The organism is Streptomyces sp. NPDC093510 (genome assembly GCF_040683555.1).
GTDB lineage: Bacteria > Actinomycetota > Actinomycetes > Streptomycetales > Streptomycetaceae > Streptomyces.
In genome coordinates this window covers 206,911-222,985 of the sequence record NZ_JBFBEE010000015.1, presented here as the reverse complement: position 1 = coordinate 222,985, position 16,075 = coordinate 206,911, and the positions used below count along the sequence as shown (strand labels likewise).

Here is a 16,075-nt window from a genome sequence, read left to right as displayed (position 1 = left end):
CGCGACCCGCATGACCGGGCGCCAGAAGCTCGTCCTCACCCTGCTCCTCGGCTCGCAGTTCATGATCGCCGTGGACTTCTCCATCCTGAACGTCGCCCTGCCCGTCGTCGGCGACGGGCTCGGCTTCTCCCTCGCCCACCTCCAGTGGATCGCCACCGCCTTCGCCCTCGCCGCGGCCGGCTTCACGCTCCTCCTCGGCCGCATCGCCGACCTGTTCGGGCGGAAGCGGCTGTTCATCGGGGGCATGGCGCTCCTCGGGCTCTCCTCGGCCCTCGGCGGGCTCGCCACCACCCCGGAGGTGCTGCTCACCGCCCGGGTGCTGCAAGGCGTCGCCACCGCCGCGGTCACCCCGGCCGGCCTCTCCCTGCTCACCACGGCGTTCCGTGAAGGGCCGCTGCGGGACCGGGCGCTCGGCCTCAACGGAGCGCTGATGTCGGCGGGCTTCACCACCGGCGCCGTCCTCGGCGGGCTCCTCACCGAACTGCTCTCCTGGCGCTGGGCGTTCTTCATCAACGTGCCGGTCGCGGCGGCCGTCGTCGCCCTCGCCCCTTCCCTCCTCACCGAGTCGCGCATCGTCTGCAGACACCGGCTGGACCTGCCGGGGGCTGTCACCGTCACCGGTGGGCTGCTCGCGCTCGTCCACGGCCTGGCGCGGGCGGGCGAGAGCGGCTGGGGCGAGCCCCTCGCGCTCACCTCGCTGCTCGTGGGCGCGGCCCTGCTCGTCGCCTTCTGGTACGTGGAGCGGCGGTCCCCGGCGCCGCTCGTCCCCGTCCGCATCATGCGGCGCCCCACCGTCGTCTGGGGCAATACGGCGGGCCTGATCGCCTTCGCCACGGAGACCTCGCTCGTCTTCCTCCTGACCCTCTACCTCCAGGAAGTGCTCGGCTACTCAGCGCTGGCCACGGGCCTCGCCTTCGGCGTCCTCGGCGTCGGCACGGTGGCCGGGGGCGTGCTCGGCGGGCGGGCGGTGAGCCGGTTCGGGAGCCGGGCGGCGATCCTCGGGGGTGGTGTGGTGCAGGCCGGGGCCACCCTGTCCCTGGTCGCGCTGGGGACGTCGGGCGGCTGGCTGTACCTGCTGCTGGCCGCCACGTTCGTCGGCGGGGCCGGCAACATGCTGCTCATCGTCGGCTTCATGGTGACCGCCACGTCGGGTGTCGCCGACTCCGAACAGGGGCTGGCGACCGGGCTCGCCACGATGACCCAGCAGGTCGGCATCACCCTCGGCATTCCGGTGATGAGCGCGATCGTGGCGACCCGGACGGGCACGGGGACAGGAACGGAGACGGCGCCCGACGCCGTGCTTTCCGGCGTGACGGGTGCCGTCCTCGTCAACTCCCTGCTCGTACTCGCCGGTTCACTGCTCGCCGCGTACCGGCTGAGGCGCGCGGCAGGGCAAGGACACCGGGCGGGGCGCGCTCACTCGGTCGTGTAGTAGCGGTAGAACGTGACCGCGAAGACTCCCGCCGCGACCACGAGCGCCATGACCGTGGACCGCAGCACGCTGGAACCGGCCAGGCTGTAGAGGTAACCGAAGGCGACGCCCGCGAACGCCGCCCAGGACAGGGCGCGCAGTTCGCGCGGCAACGACGGCGCCACCCGGTGCAGGGCGATCATGAGGGCGATGAAGACGACGCCGGTGACCACGCCGAACAGGACGTTGCCCGTGGTGATCGGGCCGCCGTCACGCCGGATCGCGCAGGCCCAGAGGCCGTAGGCGACGCCCATCAGGAGGGCGAGGCCCGCCCAGCGGGCGGCGGGGGTCGCGGTCGCCCGTGTGCCGGGCGGGGTGTAGACGGGTGCGGCATGTGCCATGACGGTTCCCTTCTCGGGGGCGGCCGTACGTCAGTGGTGGTCGCGGTACACGCACATCAGTGGTGGTCGCGGTACGTGCACGGGTGGTCGCAGTCCTGGTGGTCGCGCCACTTGGGGCACGGGTCCTTGGACGACGGGCAGCTCGGCACGTGGCGGCCGTCCGTGTCGACGTACACCGCGCTCACCCAGCCGCGGACGCCCTCCAGCCAGTACCAGTGCGGGTCGCCGTGGACGGTGGTGCCCCGGACGGAGCATTTGACGCGGTCCTCACTGCCGGGCGGCAGCTTGGCGAGAATCGTGCCGCGGGTGCTCGGCTCGTCCCTGACCTTCAGGTCGGGGCCGGAGACCACGGTGCCCCAGATGACGCTGTCGTCGTTGTGGGCGGGACTCACGGATGCGGAACTCACGGATGCGGAACTTACGGATGCGGGACTTACGGATGCGGGACTTACGGACGTAGTGGCTGTGGCGGTGGCGGCGGTTCCCGCGGTCAGCACGGCCGCCGCGCAGGCCGCCCCCAGGCCCAGAGCGATTCGCATGATCAGCCTCCTCGCCCCCTCATCCAGGTAACACCCGTTCGGCCCAGCGCTCCACCCGAGACGGTCCTGGCCCGGAGACCGATGAGTTTCCGGGGTGGGCCCGGTCTGCCCTTCCGACGACACTCCTACGCGGCTCCTTCGCGGAATCCCATGTGAGAAGGCGGGCGGACATGAGCGGCATGGCCATCGAGACCGCGGGTCTGGTCAAGACCTTCGGCGACAACCGCGCGGTCGACGGCATCGACCTCACCGTCCCGGCCGGCACGGTCTACGGCGTGCTCGGGCCCAACGGCGCGGGCAAGACCACGGCGGTCAAGATGCTCGCCACCCTGCTGCGCCCCGACGGCGGCGAGGCGCACGTCTTCGGCCACGACGTGGTGCGCGAGGCGGACGCCGTACGCAGCCGGGTCAGCCTCACCGGGCAGTACGCGTCGGTCGACGAGGACCTGACCGGCATGGAGAACCTGATCCTGCTCGGCCGCCTCACCGGGCACGCCAAGAAGGCGGCGCGGAACCGCGCCGGACAGCTGCTGGAGGCGTTCGGCCTGACGGACGCGGCGGCCCGGCAGGTGAAGCACTACTCCGGCGGCATGCGGCGCCGCATCGACATCGCCGCGTCCATCCTGAACACGCCGGACCTGCTCTTCCTCGACGAGCCGACGACGGGCCTCGACCCCCGCAGCCGCAACCAGGTCTGGGACATCGTGCGGGCCGTCGTCGGCCACGGCACGACGGTCCTGCTCACCACCCAGTACCTCGACGAGGCCGACCAGTTGGCGTCCCGTATCGCCGTCATCGACAAGGGCAAGGTGATCGCGGAGGGCACCAAGGGCGAGCTCAAGGCGTCGGTCGGCGCGGGCTCGGTGCATGTGCGGCTGCGGGAGGCCGCGCGGCGCGACGAGGCGGCCCTGCTGCTCGGCGCGGTGCTCGACGCACAGGTGCAGCTGGAGCCCGATCCGGTGGCCCTGACGGCCCGGGTCGGCACGCACGGCGAGCACGCCGGGAGCGGCGACGGGAGCGGCAACGGGAGCGGGAGCGGCAACGGCGGCGGCGACAACAGCGGCGCGGCCGAACAGGCCTCGCGGGCGCTCGCCGAGCTGGCCCGCGCCGGCATCACCGTCGACAACTTCTCGCTGGGCCAGCCCAGCCTGGACGAGGTGTTCCTCGCCCTGACCGGCACGGACGCCGGGTCCGGTTCGACCGAGCTGAAGGAAGAGGCCACGGCATGAGCACCGCCGCCACCACCGAGAGCCAGGATCTCGCGCCCGTCAGGACCGAGTCCCTCGCCGAGCTCCTGATCGCCACCGGGCGTCCGCCCCGGCCGACCGCGCTCTCCGCCTGCCTCACCTTCGGCTGGCGCGCCATCCTGAAGATCAAGCACGTGCCGGAGCAGCTCTTCGACGTCACGGCGTTCCCGATCATGATGGTGCTGATGTACACGTACCTCTTCGGAGGGGCGCTGGCCGGATCGCCGAGCGAGTACATCCAGTACCTGCTGCCGGGCATCCTCGTGATGTCCGTCGTCATGATCACGATGTACACGGGCGTCTCGGTCAACACCGACATCGAGAAGGGCGTCTTCGACCGCTTCCGCACGCTGCCGATCTGGCGGCCCTCGGTGATGGTCGGCTACCTGCTGGGCGACGCGCTCCGCTACGCCATCGCGTCGGTCGTCATCCTGACCGTCGGCCTCGTCATGGGATACCGCCCGGACGGCGGCTTCGTCGGCGTCGTGGCCGGGATCGCCGTCCTGCTCGTCTTCTCCTTCGCCTTCTCCTGGATCTGGACGATGTTCGGGCTGCTGCTGCGCACGGAGAAGTCGGTGATGGGCGTCAGCATGATGGTGATCTTCCCGCTGACCTTCCTCAGCGACATCTTCGTGAAGCCGGAGACGATGCCGGGCTGGTTGCAGGCCTTCGTCAACAACAACCCCATCACCCACTGCTCGTCGGCGGTCCGCGCCCTGATGGACGGCACGTCGCCGACGACGGAGCTGGCGTGGACGCTCGGCTGGGCGCTGCTCCTGGTGGCCGTCTTCGGTCCGGTGACGATGCGTCTGTACAACCGTAAGTAGGCCCTGTTGGCCCATATGCAGTCGCCCCGGTCGCGTTCCGCGTGACCGGGGTCTTGCCTTGGAGGCGTGCCGAAATCCGTCCGCGGTCCGCTGCCCGTCGTCCCCGTCGTCCCCGTCGTCCTTCTGATCCTCGCCTGCGTCCTGGTTCCGCTCGGCGTGCTCTCCATCTGGGCGAAGTACGAGATCGGGGACCGCGACAGTTACGTCGCCACGATGGCGCCGCTCGCCTCCGACCCGGCGGTGCGGTCGGCGGTGGGGGACGCGGTCACCGACTCGGTGATGACGGAGATCGACGTGGGCCCGTTGCAGGGCACGGTCGAGTCGTTCGTACGGGACGCGGTGGCGTCGTTCACGGAGACGGACGCGTACAGGACGGCCTGGAACGCGGCGAACCGGGCGGCGCACGACGCCGTGCAGTCAGCCCTGAACGACGACTCGAACGGCGAGGTGACCATCGACCTCGCACCCATCACCGAGCAGATCAAACGGCAACTCCAGGACGACGGCGTGCCGTTCGCGTCGAAGATCCCGGTGCAGCACACGGAGGTCACGGTCCTGCAGTCCGAGGACCTCGGGTGGCTCTGGAAGAGCTTCCACGCGTTGCAGGTGGCGGGCGTCTGGCCCGCGGTGGCGGCGGCGGTCCTGACGGCCGCCGGGCTGCTGCTCGCCGCCCGCCGCCGCAGGGCGGCCGTCGGCACGGCGCTCGGCATGGCCATCGGCGCCGCGGCCCTGGTGGCCGCCGTCGCGGTCGGCCGCGCCGTGACCATGGACGACCTTCCCCCGGACATCTCCCGGGACGCGGCGGGCGCGGTGTTCGACGCGCTGACGGAGACGCTGCGCGTGACGGCGTGGGTGATCATCGCGGTGGCCCTCGTCGCCGCCCTCGCCACCTGGCTCGTCCCGCGCCTGCGCCACCGCGGCGCGGGGCAACCGTCGACGGCCCCGCCCCGTCTCTGAGGGAATGGACAGTGTGAACAGCGTGGGCGGCGCGGGCAGTGTGGCCGTCGCCCCCGACGCCGACGAGGACCGGGACGAGCGGGCGCCGCGGCGGCGCGCGGGACGGGCCGCCGCGTGGGGTGCCGGGGTGCTGCTGGCCGGGGTCAGCGCCGTCATCGGCTTCCGGGCCGCCGACTCCGACGGCTTCACGCCCGTGCCGCAGCTGCTCGCGTTCCTGCCCTGGCTGCTCGCGCCCGCCGGGGCCGGACTCCTGATGGCCGTGCTCGGGCGGTGGCGGGCCGGCATGGTGTGGGGCGTCGTCGCGCTCGGCTTCGTCGCCTGGTACATGGAGCCGTACGGGAACACCGACGCGCCGCGCGGGCCCGCCGTCGCCGAGCTGCGCGTGCTGACGTCGAACGTCGAGTTCGGGCAGGGGACGGCCGGGCTGGTCCGTGCCGTCCGCGAGGAGCGGCCCGACCTGCTGTTCGTCGAGGAGTGCGACCCCCGCTGCGCGGCCCTGCTCCGCAAGGAGCTGCCCCGCGCCGACTACCCCTACCGCGAGGCCGTCGACGCGTACGGCGCGGAGGGTTCCGTGATCCTCGCCAAGGTCCCGCTGAAGAGCGCGGCCGGTGTCGAAGCCACCCTCGGGATGCCCGGCGCCGTCGCCGACGTCCAGGGGCATCCCGTACGGGTACAGCTCGCGCACCCCATGCCGCCGCTGCCCCGCGGGGTCGGCCTGTGGCGCTCCGAGCTGGGCAAGCTCCAGGACTACGCGGCCGCAGGGTCCGGGCGGCCCACCATCATCGCCGGGGACTTCAACGCCACCCAGGACCACGCCGCGTTCCGCGCGCTCCTGGACGAGGGGCTGCGCGACGCCGCCCGCCTCACCGGCGCCTCGCGCACCCCGAGCTGGCCCGCCGCCGCGCCCGCGCCGCTCGGCGCGCAGATCGACCACGTCCTCGCCACGCCGGACTTCTCCGCCCGCGACGCCCGCTTCCTCGACATCGGGAACACCGACCACCGGGCCCTCGCCGTCACACTGACCCTCCACAAACCGGAAACAGAGCGTTGATCCTCCGGCCAGGGCAAGTCACGTAAAGCGCCGATAATGGGCGCATGCCCCGAGAGTCCCCTCCCGCCCGTCCGGTCTCACTGAGCCCGCTCACCCCACCCGACTGGCTGGTCAGGTCCCTCAAGCCGCAGTCCGCGCCCATCCCCTGGGCGGCCGCGGCCCGCGCCTCCGTGGCGATGGCGCTCCCCCTCGCCATCGGCATCCTCGCCGGACAGCCCACGTACGGCGCGCTCGCCTCCATGGGCGCCCTCTCCGGAGTCATCGGCGACACCGCCGACGCCTACCGCATGCGGATCTTCAACATCGCCGTGCCGCAGCTGTTCGGCGCCATCGGCGTCACCCTCGGCTCGCTCGTCTTCGGGCACGGCTGGGTCGCGGTCGGCGCCGTCACCCTCGTGGCGCTCGTCTCCGGGATGATGTCGACGATCGGCGCCGTCGCCTCCGTGTCGGGCCTGCTCCTGCTGCTCAACTCCGTGGTCGGCGCCGGTCTTCCCATGCCGGGCCAGTGGTGGCTCGCCCCGCTCCTGATGACCGGCGGCGGGCTCCTCGTCCTCACGCTCGCCCTGCTCGCCTGGCCACTGCGCTCCGGCGTCCCCGAACGCTCCGCCGTCGCCGCCGCCTACCGCTCGGTGGCCGCGCTGCTCGACACGGCGGGCACGGACGGCTACGGCGACGCGCGCACCGCAGTCACGGCCTCGCTGAACCAGAGCTACGACCTCGTCCTCGCCCGCCGCACCCGCGACCACGGCCGCAACCCGGAACTGGTTCGCCTCGTCGCCCAGTTGAACGCCCTCACCCCCATCCTCGAAGCGGCCCCCGCCGCCGACCAGGCCGCCCGGCACGCCTGCGTACGGCTGCCCCCCGAAGTGCCGGACGCGGTCCGCGCGCTGGCGGGCGCGGTGGAGCGGGGCGGCACCGCGCACGCCCCCGGAAGCGGCCCCGCCACCCGGGCGGCCTCCCGCATCCCCGAACCGCAGGACCACGCCGCCCGCGCCCTCGACCACGCCGTGCTGCACGCCGCGGAGACCCTCGCCGACCCCGACCCGCTCGGCGCCATCGAGACCGACGACCGCCTCGGCCGGCCCGCCGCCCTGCGCGTCCGCGCCCGCCGCGCCGCGCGCAACGTCGTCCTCTCCGGCACCTCCTGGCGCTACGGCCTGCGCCTCGCCCTGTGCATCGGCATCGCCCAGGCCCTGGTCTCGCTCATCGACGTCCCCAGGTCGTACTGGGTGGCGCTCACCGTCACCTTCGTCCTCAAGCCCGACTTCGGCTCGGTCTTCTCCCGGGCCGTGCTCCGCGCACTCGGCACCGCCGCGGGCCTGGTCGTCGCCGCCGCCGTCCTCGCCGAGGTGCCGCACGGCTGGTGGGACGTGCCCGTGATGATGCTGCTCGCCCCGCTCATCCCGGCCCTCACCACCCGCGGGTACGGCTACCAGACGGCGGCCATCACCCCCGTCATCCTGCTGCTCTCCGACATCCTCAACCACCAGGGCCTCGGCCTCGTCGTACCGCGCCTCGTCGACAGCCTGATCGGCTGCGGGATCACGCTGATCGCGGGCTATCTGCTCTGGCCGGAGAGCTGGGGCACCCGGATCGGCGACCGGCTCGCGGACGCGGTGGCGGACACCGCCCGGTACGTGGAGTGCGCGTTCGGCACCAACGGAGAACCCGCCGAGCGAGCCCGCATGCGCCGCGGCCTCTACCGCGACCTGTCCGTCGTCCGCTCCGAGTTCCAGCGCGCCCTGACCGAACCCCCGCCCACCGGCACACGCGCGGCCGCCTGGTGGCCCCTGGTCGTCGCCGTCGAACGCATCCTCGACGCCACGACGGCCGCGAGGGTCCGCATCCGGCACGGTGCGGCCGCCCCGGCCCCGGAGGAGGTGGCCGAAGTGGCGCGCGAGCTGGAGGGCCTGGCGGACCGGCTGCGCAAGTCAGTGATCCTGGAGAAGGGCCACGTGACCTTCACGGACGCCCCCAAGGACAGCGTCCTGGAGCCTCTGCGACAGGAGGTGAGCGCGGCAAGGGCGATCGCCTCCCCGAAGGCGCCCTGAAGGCGCGCCTGAAAGGGGCGTCCCAAAGGGGCGCGGGGAACTGCGCGGCCAGCCACAGCCGGCCCGCAGCTCCCCGACAACCGGGATTCCCGTTACAGCACCGCGCTAGCGAGCCGCGTTCACCTTGTGCAGCGCCTTGGCGAGCCCATTGGCCCAGAGCTGCTCGACCTTCGAGCGCTCAGCCGCGTCCGGCTGCGCGTTCGTGCAGGACGGACCGGGCCCGCCGCCCGACATCAGCTGACTGCAAGGACCGTCGTACGTGTCCGGCAGCCCGAGCACGTGCCCGGTCTCGTGCGCGGTGACGCGCGTCGAGTCGTACTCCTGGTTCTGGGCGTGGTCCAGGAAGATGTAACCGTTGCCGTGGCCGTCCGTGCTCGCGTACGAGCCACGCGGGTCGTCGCCCTCGCGGTACTCGAAGCTGGCGCCCGAGCTGCCCTCCTGGAGCTTCACGTTGGAGACGGCGCCGTTCCATATGGACGTGGAGCCGGCTATCTGCTGGGCGAAGGAGGGGGCTCCGGACGCGTCGTAGGTGACGGTCACGGACTTCGCACCGGGGTTGGCCGCGCGCTTCTCGGCGACCGCCTTCACGACGGCCTCGAAGAACGCCTTGTTGGCCTTGGCCTCGGCGGCTGAACCCTCGTACTGGGCGTACGAGGCCACGGGGGCCGGGGCGGCGCCGGGGGTCACGGCCGACGCCGAGGTCGCGCCGAGTCCGGCCACGGTGAGGCCGAGGACGGCGGCGACAGACAGGTAACGCTTGTTCATGTGTGGGGGGCTCCCTACTCGTTCCACGACCGCGTGGGGCAGTCGATGAAAGGTGAACGGTTCGGTAGCTGTGAGTGTCGGGGAGGGTGGGGCGCGTGGGAATGATGGCAACTCGCGATAGCGCGGAGCTATCGCCGGGACCCGGCCTGCCCAGAACGGCCGGTTCTCATGGGGTTTGAGCGTCTGGTGCGGCGGCCGTACCGCCTCTACGCTCATCGGACATGGAGCTCGAGGTCAGGCACCTCCGCGCGCTGTGCGCCATCGCCGACACCGGCAGCCTGCACAAGGCCGCCCGGCAGCTCGGCATGAGCCAGCCGTCGCTGACGACCCAGCTGAGGCGCATCGAGCACACGCTCGGCGGCCAGCTCTTCTCCCGCGAGCGCACCGGCTGCCGGCCCACCCCGCTCGGCCGGGTCGTCCTCAGCCGCGCCCGCCCCCTCGTCACGGAGATGCGGGCGCTGGTCGCCGAGACGAAGGCGGCCGCCGCCCGCGCCGCCGAGGGGCCGCAGCTGCGCATCGGCTCCACGGCGAGCCGCGCCATACCGGGCTGGCTGCGCAGGCTCCGCGCGCGCCTGCCGGGGACCGAGATGTCGCTCCAGATGGACGTGTCCGCGAACGCGCTGCTGCGCATGGTGGCGACCGGCCAGCTCGACATCGCCTTCGTGCACGAGGTGGAAGGCTGCCCGCTGCGGCTGCCGGAGACCCTGCGAAGACGGATACTCCTCGACCGGGAGCCGCAGTTCGTCTCCCTCGCCGCCGACCATCCGGCGGCGGACCGTCCCGTCGTACGCCTCTCCGACCTCGCCGACGACCGCTGGATGGTCGACCCGACGGTCGACGGGGAGTGGGACGGCCTGCGGCGCGTCCTCACCGCGGCCGGCCTCAACCCCCGTGTCCTGCACGGCGACTACCTCACCGCGGCGTCTCTCGTCGCGACGGGCGAGGTCGTCGCCCTCTGCCAGCCGACGTCACGCGGCAGGACCGACATGGCCGTACGCCCCCTGTACGGCGACCCCCTCGGCGTACGCCTCATCCTGACGGCGCGCACCGAGGAAGAGCTCGACGCGGTGTACGGCGAGCTGGAGGCGGCCTACTGGGAGGAGGCGCGGCAGGCGCCCGCCTATACGGAGTGGCTGCTGCGGGCCGGCGACGCGCGCGGGACGACGGGCGGGACGACGGGCGGGACGCTGGTCCCGGCCACCCGCTGACGCTCGCCGCCTCCACTCCGGCCTGCCCGGCGCATCAGACGCCGATGTCGCGGCCGTCCTCGCGCCACACCGAGACGACCGACGGGCGGACGATCTTGCCGGGGCCGTCGGGCCAGGCGCTCGCCGGCTTCTCCACCGACGCGCCGTCGACCTCGCCCGGGTGCTGCACGGAGACGAGCACGCGCCGGTCCTGGATGATCGGCCCGCAGGTCTCGGCGCCGTTCGGCATGGTCAGGAACTGCTTGAGCTCACCGCGCCGGTCCCCGCGCGTCGCGACGCCGAACAGGCCGTCGTGCGAGCCGAGCTGGTTGCCGTCGGTGGAGATCCACAGGTTGCCGTGCGGGTCGAAGGCGACGTTGTCGGGGCAGGAGATGGGGGAGACCCGCTCCTTGGGGAAGCCCGCGAAGTACGTGGCGGGGTCGTTCGGGTCACCGGCGACGAGGAACAGCGACCAGGCGAACGTCGTCGCCTCCGCGCGGCCCCGGCGCTCGGTCAGCTCCAGGATCTGCCCGTGCTTGTTGAGGTTGCGCGGGTTGGCCTCGTCGGCGCCCGCCTTCCCCGCCTTGCCGCGGTCGGAGTTGTTGGTGAGGGCGACGTACACCTTGCCGGTGTGCGGCGACGGCTCGATGTCCTCGGGCCGGTCCATCTTCGTGGCGCCGACCTTGTCACCGGCGAGACGCGTGAAGACGTACACCTCGTCGGCGGTCATGCCGTCGACGTGGCTGACGGCCTTCCCGCCGGGCCCGGCGGTGGCGAGCGGAATCCACCGACCGCTCCCGTCGAACTCCCCGTCCTCCGGCAGCGTGCCCTTGCCGTCGATGTCCTCGGCCGGGGAGTCACCGGTCAGCTTGGCGACGTACAGGGTGCCCTCGTCGAGGAGGCTCAGGTTGTGCTCGTGCGCGGCGCGGGAGGTGCCCTTGGCGACGCGCTTGCTGCTGACGAACTTGTAGAAGTAGTCGAACTTCTCGTCGTCGCCCATGTAGACGACGGGGCGGCCGTCGTGCGTCAGGCGGGGCTGCGCGGCCTCGTGCTTGAAGCGGCCGAGCGCGGTGCGCTTGCGCGGGGTCGAGTCCGGGTCGTACGGGTCGAGTTCGACGACCCAGCCGAAACGGTTGGCCTCGTTCGGCTCCTCGGCGAGGTCGAAGCGGCGGTCGAACCTCTCCCACTTGCGCTCGGACGCCTCGCCGGTGACGCCGTACCGCTTGAGGCGCGCGGCGGTCGTCGGGTCGGTCACCTTCGCGGCGTTGGCGAAGTACTGGTTGAAGTTCTCCTCGCCGTGCAGGGTCGTGCCCCACGGCGTGGTGCCGCCCGAGCAGTTGTTGAGGGTGCCGAGCACGGTCGTGCCGCGCGGGTCGGCCTTCGTACGGACGAGGGGGCTGCCAGCGACCGGCCCGGAGAGGCGGAACCGGCTGGTCGCGGTGAGCCGCCGGTTGAGGTGGTGCCGGGAGACGGCACGCAACTTCCCGCTGCGCCGCTCGTCCTCCACCACGACGACGGACAGGCCGTGCGCGGCCCAGGCGATCTCGACCTGCTCGCGGGTCGGGTTCTCGGGGTCGTACCCCTCGAACATCAGGATCTCGTCCGTGTACTCGTGATTGGCGACCAGCACCTGACGTCCGCGCTCACGCCGCAGCGGCAGCAGGCTCAGGAAGTCGTTGTTGTACCCGAACTGCCCGGCCTGCGCCTTCGCGGTCTGCTTCGCGGCGTCGAAGGCGGGGGCGCCGCGCAGGATGGGCTCGCCCCAGCGGATGACGACGTTCTGCTCGTACCCGGCGGGGACGGTGACGGTGTCGGCGGTGTTCGGCGCGACGGGCGCGAACCGCAGCCCGCGCGCTCCCTTGCTCTTCTTGTCGCTGGGGCGGCCGACGGGTGCGGCGGCAGCGGCCTGCGGGGCTCCCGGGTCGGCTATCACCGCGCCGCCCGCGGCGGCGGCGACGGTCACCACGGCGGTGGCACGCATCATCGAACGGCGGCTGAGCGCACCGGCGATGACGTCCCCGACGTACTCGTTCTCGCTGGTGTTCGGCACCTCGCCGAAGCAGGCGTCGCCGCAGCGGAAGCGGCAGGTCAGGGCGGAACGGCCGCCGCTCCCCTGATGCGAGGTAATGATCGGCAGCAGCTTGCGCACGGGTCCTCCGTCGTGTGGCGTGGCCTGTTTTCGCCGTGACGCTATGGGCGGTATTCAGCAGGGCGAAGGCCGGAGAGTGAACGGAGAGTGAATCCGTGGCGCACGGGAAGGAGTTGACGCCAGGCTGTCCCGCGGGTGGTTCGGGCGGGTGAGGAGTCGGGTACCGGTGTACGACCCTGCCCAAGATCGCCTACGGCGGCGGCTAACCTTACGTGTCCGCCCTGGCCAGGGATTTTCGGGAATCAACTCACGCGAAGGGTTGCGCACATGGGCATTCTGAACCGCCTGCGGAACGCGTTCGGACGATCACGCAAGGAGAGCGTTCCGGAGGCACGGGAGCCTGAGCGTGCGACTACGCCTGAGCAGGGGGTAGCGCCCTCGGAGCCGGTGACCCTCCCGTCCCCGTCCCCCGAGCCGACCCCGCCCCCCAAGGCTTCGGTCCCCTCCCCGAGCCCGGAACCGTCCCCCTCCACGGTGGACGACCTGGTAGCAGCAGCCTTCGACAAGGTAACGGTCCCCCAACAGTCCCCGACGCCGAGCGCCGCCGACCCCGCGGCCGCCACCGCTGTGCCCGCGGTGCCGAGCACCGATGACGAGGGCGTCCCTGAGGCCGACCCCGAGCCGAAGGCTGAGGCGACCCCTGAGGCCGAGCCGGAAACTACCCCCGAGCCGAAGGCTGAGGCGACCCCTGAGGCCGACCCCGAGCCGAAGTCCGCCCCCGCCCCCGCGGCGGACGAGTTTGAAGCCGAGGCCGAGGCCGAAGCCGCCACCGCTGTGGGCAATCGTCCCGCTGGGCGGGACGGGTGGGCACAGCCCCCGGTGCCGAGCACCGATGACGAGGGCGTTCGTGAGGTCGACCCGGAACCCGAGCCGAAGGCTGAGGTGACCCCTGAGGTCGAGCCCGAGCCGAAGGCTGAGGCAGCGGCTGAGGCCGACCCCGAGCCGAAGGCTGACGTCATCCCGGACGCGGGGGGCAACCACACCCCGGCCAACGGAAAGCCCGCCATCTCCGCGGCAAAGGTACGGTCCAAAGCCCCGGGGCTAGCCCCCGCGTACAAGGCCGCCGCCACAGCCCTGAAAAAGAACAACCTCACAGGAACCCGAGCCCAGGTCTACCTGGTCCTCGACCGCTCCGGCTCCATGCGCCCGTACTACAAGGACGGCTCCGCCCAGAGCCTGGGCGAGCAGATCCTGGCCCTCGCCGCGCACACGGCCCCGGACGCCACCGACCCCTCCGTGCACGTCGTCTTCTTCTCGACGGACATCGACGGCACCGGCACCCTCACGCTCCCCGAGCACGAGGGCCGTATCGACGAGATGCACGCGGCAGCGGGCCGCATGGGCCGCACCAGCTACCACCGAGCGATCGAAGAGGTAGTGGCGCACTACGAGAAGTCGGAGCACAAGGAGAACGGCACCCCCGCCCTGGTGATCTTCCAGACGGACGGCGCCCCGGACGCGAAGGGCCCGGCGACCCAGGCACTGAAGGACGCCGCCGCCCACCCCCTCTTCTTCCAGTTCGTGGCGTTCGGCGACCACGACGCGAAGGGCTTCGACTACCTCCGCAAGCTGAAGGCGGAGAACGCCGCGTTCTTCCACGCGGGCCCGGCCCCGCGCGAGCTCACGGACAAGGAGCTGTACGAGGGCCTGCTGGCGTCCTGGCGCCCGTAACCCGGCGTACGACATTCCAGGGGGCGTACCGGAAGCCACCGGAAGCCACCGGTTGTACCGGAGGCCACCGGTCCACCCCCTGGAATCGAGGTGAGTGGATCTTCACAAGGCCGTTAGGATTTCGACCATGGCGGCCACTGGATCCGAGAAGCAGGGGACGAGCGCAGACGCGAAGGCGTACTACGTCTCGACCCCCATCTACTACGTAAACGACGCTCCTCACCTGGGCCACGCCTACACGACCGTTGCAGGGGACGTGCTCACGCGCTGGCACCGTCAGCGCGGCGAGAAGGTGTGGTACCTCACCGGCACGGACGAGCACGGTCAGAAGATCATGCGCACGGCCGAGGCGAACGACGTCACCCCCCAGGAGTGGTGCGACAAGCTCGTCACCGAGGCATGGAAGCCCCTCTGGGAGCACCTGAACATCGCGAACGACGATTTCATCCGTACGACGGAGAAGCGTCACACCGACCGCGTGCAGGAGTTCGTCCAGGATCTCTACGACAAGGGCGAGATCTACAAGGGTGGCTACGAGGGCCCGTACTGCGTGGGCTGCGAGGAGTACAAGCTCCCCGGGGACCTCATCGACGGCGAGGGCGACTTCGAGGGGCAGAAGCTCTGCCCCATCCACAAGAAGCCGGTGGAGCTCCTCAAGGAGGAGAACTACTTCTTCAAGCTCAGTGAGTACGGCGACAAGCTCCTCGCCCTGTACGAGGCGAACCCGGGCTTCATCCAGCCGGAGTCGGCGCGCAACGAGGTCGTGAACTTCGTCAAGCAGGGCTTGCAGGACCTGTCCATCTCGCGCTCCACCTTCGACTGGGGCGTCAAGGTCCCCTGGGACGACAAGCACGTCATCTACGTCTGGGTCGACGCCCTCCTGAATTACGCGACGGCCGTGGGCTACGGCGCGAACCAGGAGAAGTTCGAGTCGACCTTCCCCGCGAACGTCCACCTGGTCGGCAAGGACATCCTCCGCTTCCACGCGGTGATCTGGCCGGCGATGCTGCTCGCGCAGGGCCTGCCGGTGCCCGGCAGGATCGCGGCGAACGGCTGGCTGATGGTCGGCGGCGAGAAGATGTCGAAGTCGAACCTGACGGGCATCAAGCCGCAGGACCTGACGTCCCACTTCGGCGTGGACGCGTACCGCTGGTACTTCCTGCGGGCCATCGCGTTCGGCAGCGACGGCTCGTTCTCGTGGGAGGACTTCACGGCCCGCTACACCTCCGAGCTCGCCAACGACTACGGCAACCTCGCCTCGCGCGTCGCGGCGATGGTCGGCAAGTACTTCGGCGGCGAGCTGCCCGAGGCCACCGCTCCCGGCGAGGCCGAGCAGGCGGTCAAGGACGGCCTCGCCAAGGCCGTCGCGACCGCCGACCGCGCGATCGGCGAGGAGCTGGACTTCCAGGGCGGCATCCTGGCGATCTTCGACTTCGTGAAGCAGGTCAACGGCTACATCACGGAGCAGGAGCCGTGGAAGGTCGCCAAGGACGACAGCCCGGAGGGCAAGGCCCGCCTGGCGACGATCCTCTACACGGCGGCGGAATCCCTCCGCGCGGTGGCGGTCCTCCTCAACCCGATCATGCCGGACACCTCCCAGAAGCTCTGGGACTCCCTCGGCGCGGAACCCCTCCTGGGCGCCCTCGCCGACCAGGACCTCCGAGCCGCCGGCACATGGGGCACGCTCCCCGCGGGCGCGACGGTCACGAAGGGCGCGGTCCTGTTCCCCCGCCTGGAGGAAAAGCCGACCGCGTAGCGGTACGTTAGGTTTCGCGGGAAGTCCCGCCACCTCCCCGGTAGGCACGGGGAGGTGGCGGGA

At 71.6% G+C, this 16,075-nt stretch carries 13 protein-coding genes; 9 read left to right on the top strand and 4 right to left on the bottom strand.

Annotation, left to right across the window (positions count from 1 at the left end):
* The first annotated feature begins 10 nt into the window (after window positions 1–10).
* Window positions 11–1,432, top strand: coding sequence for an MFS transporter (locus tag AB0N81_RS25190; RefSeq protein ID WP_365362078.1), 1,422 nt, complete (start codon window positions 11–13; stop codon window positions 1,430–1,432).
* Here AB0N81_RS25190 and AB0N81_RS25185 read toward each other — a convergent pair.
* Window positions 1,417–1,812 (bottom strand): hypothetical protein, encoded by a 396-nt coding sequence (locus AB0N81_RS25185; RefSeq protein WP_365362005.1) that lies wholly within the window; start codon window positions 1,810–1,812, stop codon window positions 1,417–1,419. The two genes, AB0N81_RS25190 and AB0N81_RS25185, sit on opposite strands and share 16 nt — an antisense overlap.
* A 56-nt stretch (window positions 1,813–1,868) precedes the next feature.
* Complete coding sequence (locus tag AB0N81_RS25180) at window positions 1,869–2,219, bottom strand: SH3 domain-containing protein (RefSeq protein WP_365362003.1); 351 nt, start codon at window positions 2,217–2,219, stop codon at window positions 1,869–1,871.
* 302 nt (window positions 2,220–2,521) lie between these two features.
* On the opposite strand from AB0N81_RS25180, the gene AB0N81_RS25175 reads away from it, so the two are divergent.
* The 5 genes from AB0N81_RS25175 to AB0N81_RS25155 all read left to right on the top strand — a co-directional run bounded on the left by AB0N81_RS25175 (window position 2,522) and on the right by AB0N81_RS25155 (window position 8,484).
* Window positions 2,522–3,580 carry an ATP-binding cassette domain-containing protein gene (locus AB0N81_RS25175; protein WP_365362001.1) on the top strand — a complete coding sequence of 353 codons (1,059 nt, stop codon included), beginning with the start codon at window positions 2,522–2,524 and terminating at the stop codon, window positions 3,578–3,580.
* The gene (locus AB0N81_RS25170; protein ID WP_365361999.1) at window positions 3,577–4,425 is read left to right on the top strand and encodes an ABC transporter permease; all 849 of its coding nucleotides are present in this window, start codon (window positions 3,577–3,579) and stop codon (window positions 4,423–4,425) included. The genes AB0N81_RS25175 and AB0N81_RS25170 overlap by 4 nt, the downstream gene beginning before the upstream one ends.
* A 66-nt stretch (window positions 4,426–4,491) precedes the next feature.
* Entirely contained in the window at window positions 4,492–5,382 is an 891-nt protein-coding gene (locus AB0N81_RS25165) for a hypothetical protein (protein WP_365361997.1), read from the top strand.
* A gap of 4 nt (window positions 5,383–5,386) precedes the next feature.
* On the top strand, window positions 5,387–6,433 hold the full coding sequence (locus AB0N81_RS25160) for an endonuclease/exonuclease/phosphatase family protein (protein WP_365361995.1): 1,047 nt from the start codon (window positions 5,387–5,389) through the stop codon (window positions 6,431–6,433).
* Between the two features lie 44 nt (window positions 6,434–6,477).
* Window positions 6,478–8,484, top strand: coding sequence for an FUSC family protein (locus tag AB0N81_RS25155; protein ID WP_365361993.1), 2,007 nt, complete (start codon window positions 6,478–6,480; stop codon window positions 8,482–8,484).
* A gap of 105 nt (window positions 8,485–8,589) precedes the next feature.
* Here the strand turns inward: AB0N81_RS25155 and snpA are convergent, their stop codons facing one another.
* Window positions 8,590–9,249 (bottom strand): snapalysin, encoded by a 660-nt coding sequence (snpA, locus tag AB0N81_RS25150; protein WP_365361991.1) that lies wholly within the window; start codon window positions 9,247–9,249, stop codon window positions 8,590–8,592.
* A gap of 221 nt (window positions 9,250–9,470) precedes the next feature.
* Between snpA and AB0N81_RS25145 the strand changes: the two genes are divergently transcribed.
* Entirely contained in the window at window positions 9,471–10,457 is a 987-nt protein-coding gene (locus AB0N81_RS25145) for a LysR family transcriptional regulator (RefSeq protein WP_365361989.1), read from the top strand.
* Between the two features lie 34 nt (window positions 10,458–10,491).
* On the opposite strand, the gene AB0N81_RS25140 is transcribed toward AB0N81_RS25145, so the two are convergent.
* On the bottom strand, window positions 10,492–12,585 hold the full coding sequence (locus tag AB0N81_RS25140) for a PhoX family protein (RefSeq protein ID WP_365361987.1): 2,094 nt from the start codon (window positions 12,583–12,585) through the stop codon (window positions 10,492–10,494).
* A gap of 474 nt (window positions 12,586–13,059) precedes the next feature.
* Between AB0N81_RS25140 and AB0N81_RS25135 the strand changes: the two genes are divergently transcribed.
* Together AB0N81_RS25135 and metG are read left to right on the top strand one after the other, a co-directional pair.
* Complete coding sequence (locus AB0N81_RS25135) at window positions 13,060–14,256, top strand: VWA domain-containing protein (RefSeq protein ID WP_365361985.1); 1,197 nt, start codon at window positions 13,060–13,062, stop codon at window positions 14,254–14,256.
* 127 nt (window positions 14,257–14,383) lie between these two features.
* Window positions 14,384–16,012, top strand: coding sequence for a methionine--tRNA ligase (gene metG, locus AB0N81_RS25130; protein WP_365361983.1), 1,629 nt, complete (start codon window positions 14,384–14,386; stop codon window positions 16,010–16,012).
* Window positions 16,013–16,075: the final 63 nt, after the last annotated feature.

Excerpts from the sequence above, each read along its gene's own strand:
- AB0N81_RS25190 (WP_365362078.1), top strand. The coding sequence starts at position 11 with ATGACCGGGCGCCAGAAGCTCGTCCTCACCCTGCTCCTCGGCTCGCAG.
- AB0N81_RS25185 (WP_365362005.1), bottom strand. The coding sequence starts at position 1,812 with ATGGCACATGCCGCACCCGTCTACACCCCGCCCGGCACACGGGCGACC.
- AB0N81_RS25175 (WP_365362001.1), top strand. The coding sequence starts at position 2,522 with ATGAGCGGCATGGCCATCGAGACCGCGGGTCTGGTCAAGACCTTCGGC.
- AB0N81_RS25170 (WP_365361999.1), top strand. The coding sequence starts at position 3,577 with ATGAGCACCGCCGCCACCACCGAGAGCCAGGATCTCGCGCCCGTCAGG.
- AB0N81_RS25160 (WP_365361995.1), top strand. The coding sequence starts at position 5,387 with ATGGACAGTGTGAACAGCGTGGGCGGCGCGGGCAGTGTGGCCGTCGCC.
- AB0N81_RS25155 (WP_365361993.1), top strand. The coding sequence starts at position 6,478 with ATGCCCCGAGAGTCCCCTCCCGCCCGTCCGGTCTCACTGAGCCCGCTC.
- snpA (WP_365361991.1), bottom strand. The coding sequence starts at position 9,249 with ATGAACAAGCGTTACCTGTCTGTCGCCGCCGTCCTCGGCCTCACCGTG.
- AB0N81_RS25145 (WP_365361989.1), top strand. The coding sequence starts at position 9,471 with ATGGAGCTCGAGGTCAGGCACCTCCGCGCGCTGTGCGCCATCGCCGAC.
- metG (WP_365361983.1), top strand. The coding sequence starts at position 14,384 with ATGGCGGCCACTGGATCCGAGAAGCAGGGGACGAGCGCAGACGCGAAG.